Consider the following 2,643-nt stretch of genomic DNA (forward strand, 5'->3'; position numbering starts at 1 on the left):
TCTTTGTGCGCACAGCCGATCGAGCTGGTGGCGTACGGGAAGGCGAAACTGAGCCCAGATGCACTGCTTGAGGTACTGTCTGAACCGCAGATCCAGAAGAACCGCTGGTTTCCGCTGAGCGATAGCCAGCGAGATGGTATCGTTAAAACGCTTAAGGCAGAGCAAACTCTCACCTCGCGTTAATTGGTTATCAAGGAGCAGGTGTGGTATTACTGAGGTTTGGAGTAGGGTGGTTGCTCTAAATTATTATTAATAGAATTTTTACTCTTCTTACTAAGATAACCCGCACGCTCGCTTTTATATATTGATATGATGTATATCTTGACGTATTTTTATTGATTTTTAGTCACTTATGATAGGTTAATGGCAAGTCAGGCAGAGAGAAAAACGAGACTGCCTGTTGTTAAGGGTGTTATACCTCTTAGGGAAATTATGAAGAAATTACTAACAGCAGCCACGGGATTATTCGTTTCAAATACCAACGCAAATATTAGCTGGGAAGATTTTGTTACTGAAGCGCATACTACTCTGACAGAAAAGCAGAACAAGCTGATGAGCGAATTTAAACTTGGTGAACATGAGCGTTTCGACTGGGATCAGGAAAGCGGTACTCTTGTTTTTTCAAACAATGGAAAGGTTGCTGTTATTGCAAAAGTACAGTTCGTCGGTTCCATTTCTACTAAGTCAAATACATGGCTTTGGTCTTGGGCGAATCCTTACATTAATGACAATGTAAAAGATCAGATGCACATCGTTCGAGAGTTTGGCGAGTCAAAAGGCTATGAATCGCTTACCATAGACAAGTGGCAAGCGGATGAGATTGATGGGTGGGAAATGACTTCCGTAACCTCTTATCTTTTGGAAGCTAAAGGCGCTTACCGAACCACGGGAGAGACGGGGTTTATTTACATGGTGATAACTGACATGAGTTGGGCAAACTAGATATAACTAGAGACTATGGCGTCAATAGTTAGTTTTTGGCGCTACTTTTATCCCACATTGCGCCGTCTCTTAGCATTGAATTGAGCGTCACAACCATCTTTCTCATGCAGGCAACTATCGCTACTTTTTTAGGTTTTCCTGCCGCAAGTAATCGTTCATAAGTAGCCGTAAATACTGGTCTTTTGGTGTGTGTCCTGAATTTACTCGCGTATTTACATAGTTTATTGGGTTTGAGTTCGGTTTGAGTATGAAAAATGGCTTGTTTTGTTGAGAGTTCAGTCTCGCTATTGTCAACAGAAGATTAAATAAGTTATTGTTAATCAAAGGATTGGCACTCTCCCTTTCTGGTATAACGCGCATTGTTAAGAAATGATAACGCGCAGTCTCGTTTTTATGTGATGGTAGGGTGTGCAATATGATGTATATTCGATAGTTTTTAATGAGTTATGATAAGTTGATAAAAAGTCAGGTAGAGATAAAAACGAGACTGCCTGTTATTAAGAATGTTAGTTTTCATTTGGAGTTACAGTGATAAAAGTACCTGATTATTGGCTAAGTTTCCTTCGAGACAACGAATTGACTGGTAAAACATGTGAAATCCCTGATGAGCATGATATCTCAGAATTGGGAGCGGATTTTCAGCTGTTCAGCGAACTAGAGATTGTCGATGAAACAGATAACTGTTACCCCGGTATAGCAGTATCAAGTATGGGGTACATCGCAGTAGCTAGTTGTTTGATTGGTTCAGGTGATCCATATTTCATAAACACAAACGATGGTGAAGGCGGTAAGTTGTATCGCATCTACCATGATGACAACTCTGTAGACATTGTCGCTGAAAAGTATCAAGAAATCTTAGGCTTCATCGAATCAGAAAACTAACAATCGCTTCAACCTGACTGCCAACCTATGGCATTTTTGGTTCGGTTTGGCTTATGTGATTATGGTGGTCTGTTTAAGTATGGTGTAGTTGGCAGCAAGTTAAGCGGGCGTTATATAAACTAGAAAAAGGATGGTTATGTGACAACTACAAGTCAAAGTCATAAATATACACAACTCAAGTGGATGTATTCAGCACTGAGTGGACTATGTGTCGCGTACTTTCTCGCTTTGTTTAGTAGTGCATCGCCGATGGATGAATCTATATTGCTCCAATTGTCGACGATACTATTTGCAATGTGTCTCCCTACGTTTGCTACTTTTGCTATTGCCCATGTCTTTATGACTGAGTTGGATGCTAGTGTCGAAGATTGTGATCAAGTACTTGAGGAAGATTGGGTAAATAGGGTTACTAGTGGTGGGTTTATTTGCTTAGGCCTTGCTTTCACATGTCTAGTCGGTCACTTCTCTATATATGCGATGGTTGGTTTTATTGTTGTGTCGATACTTTGCTTCTATTGCTTTGCCGAATTTGTAAAAAAATTAATGTCGAAATTAAATCGAACACGTTGATATAACAAATTGCTCAAGTCGACAGCTAACGCTCGGCGATTTTGGTTTGGTTGAGTTCAGTGATTAAGGTGGCTTTGCTCGAGTTTTGTGGCTTAGCCGCACCTTAGCAAGGCGCTGGCGGATCCCCTCATAATTCTCCCAGTCCACAGGTATGCGTTAGGCGCTGATATTCCACCATTGCCCAGTGATATTGGGACTCTTGTATTCGGTATCTCCGATGACAACGTACTTCCTTTCCAAGCCTAGGAA

At 41.1% G+C, this 2,643-nt stretch carries 4 protein-coding genes and 1 pseudogene; 4 read left to right on the forward strand and 1 reads right to left on the reverse strand.

The genetic code is table 11. The annotated features are described in order from the left end of the window. A partial coding sequence (locus TW84_RS24640; protein WP_045977597.1) for a hypothetical protein occupies window positions 1-183 on the forward strand: 183 nt, incomplete at its 5' end. A gap of 249 nt (window positions 184-432) precedes the next feature. Further along, window positions 433-942 (forward strand): DUF6882 domain-containing protein, encoded by a 510-nt coding sequence (locus TW84_RS21135; RefSeq protein ID WP_205622505.1) that lies wholly within the window; start codon window positions 433-435, stop codon window positions 940-942. A gap of 28 nt (window positions 943-970) precedes the next feature. On the opposite strand, the pseudogene TW84_RS24475 reads toward TW84_RS21135, so the two are convergent. Further along, a pseudogene (locus tag TW84_RS24475) lies at window positions 971-1,123 on the reverse strand (IS110 family transposase); the annotation flags it as partial. Window positions 1,124-1,470: 347 nt separating this feature from the next. On the opposite strand from TW84_RS24475, the gene TW84_RS21140 reads away from it, so the two are divergent. Beyond that, window positions 1,471-1,824 carry a hypothetical protein gene (locus tag TW84_RS21140; protein ID WP_045977598.1) on the forward strand — a complete coding sequence of 118 codons (354 nt, stop codon included), beginning with the start codon at window positions 1,471-1,473 and terminating at the stop codon, window positions 1,822-1,824. Window positions 1,825-1,962: 138 nt separating this feature from the next. Continuing rightward, entirely contained in the window at window positions 1,963-2,394 is a 432-nt protein-coding gene (locus TW84_RS25145; protein WP_240478214.1) for a hypothetical protein, read from the forward strand. The last annotated feature ends 249 nt before the right edge of the window (window positions 2,395-2,643 follow it).

Source organism: Vibrio neptunius (assembly GCF_000967495.1).
Classification (GTDB): Bacteria; Pseudomonadota; Gammaproteobacteria; order Enterobacterales; family Vibrionaceae; genus Vibrio; species Vibrio neptunius.